The organism is Acidisphaera rubrifaciens HS-AP3 (assembly GCF_000964365.1).
Lineage (GTDB): Bacteria > Pseudomonadota > Alphaproteobacteria > Acetobacterales > Acetobacteraceae > Acidisphaera > Acidisphaera rubrifaciens.
The window spans coordinates 1-1188 of sequence record NZ_BANB01000797.1 but is presented as its reverse complement, the minus strand read 5'-3'; the positions used below and the strand labels follow the sequence as shown (position 1 = coordinate 1188).

Here is a 1188-nt window from a genome sequence, read left to right as displayed (position 1 = left end):
TTGGCCGCTAGATCGGGGCGGGCCCTCGGCGCGCCCCTTACCCGAGGGGTCGGCCAGACGGGCAGTAGGGGGAGGCGCGCGCTTTGGCCGACGACAGGCTGACCGACCCGACCGCCGGCGTCGAGGAGGCGTGGCTGCGCCCCTATGACGGCACGGCCACGCTCGCAGATATCTTCCACTGCTTCCGCCTCCTGCTCGGCCGGCATCCGGACGCCGAGGAATGGGTCGGCCATGCGGCGCAGGCGGGCAGCCGCCTCGACGACGTGGTGGCCGCCTATATGAACAGCCTCGAATACGCGCGCCGGCCCCGGCGCGTGGCGGCGGCGGGCGCCCCCATCCTGCATCGCCGGCCCGAGTTCGCGATCTATGCCTCGCCCGACGATCCGCATAACGGCGCGCTGATCGCCAAGGGCGGCTATGAGCCGCATGTCGAGGCGCTGCTGCGCCGCCTGCTCGGCCCCGGCGACGGGTTTCTCGATATCGGCGCAAATGTCGGCTACTTCGCCCTGCTCGCGGCGCGTCTCGTGGGGCCGGCGGGACAGATCTATGCGGTCGAGGCCAACGCCGACAACGCACGCCTTCTGGCGGCGAGCCGGCTGGTCAACGGCTTCGACAACCTGACGGTCCTGCAGATCGCGGCCGGCGCCGCGCCGGGTCTGCTGGCGCTGCACACCATGTACTCGACCGGCACGACCAGCCCGCTTGCGGACGAGGCGGCGGCGCTGCTCGCCTCGCGCACCGTGCCAGCGCTGCCGCTCGACGACCTGATCCCCGCGGCGCCACGCATCGCCCTCGTCAAGATCGACGTCGACGGGGCGGAGCCTGCCGCCCTGCGTGGCTGCACCCGGCTGCTGGCGCGGCATCGGCCGGTCATCATCACGGAGTTCTGTCCCGGCATCATGCCGGGCATCGCCGGCATCGACGGCTACGCCTATCTCGACTGGCTGCGCGCCCAGGGCTACGCCCTCGCGGACGCGGAGGGCGACCACGACGCGCCGCTGGATAACGCCGCCGTCCTGGCGGCGCTGGAACGGCGCGGCACCGACCATCTCGACCTGATCGCCTCGCCGACCGGCCCGACCCCTGCCCTGCCGCCCCGCCCCGACGACGCGGTGGCACGCCGGCTGGACGCGCTGCGCCGCGCGGCGGAGGACGCCGCCGCCGGCATCGCCGCCGCCAACGCCCATG

At 73.7% G+C, this 1188-nt stretch carries 1 protein-coding gene; it reads left to right on the top strand.

Annotation, left to right across the window (positions count from 1 at the left end):
* Positions 1 to 83 precede the first annotated feature (83 nt).
* Positions 84 to 1188 (top strand): FkbM family methyltransferase (locus B8460_RS17850; RefSeq protein ID WP_048862972.1); only part of this gene is annotated, 1105 nt, incomplete at its 3' end.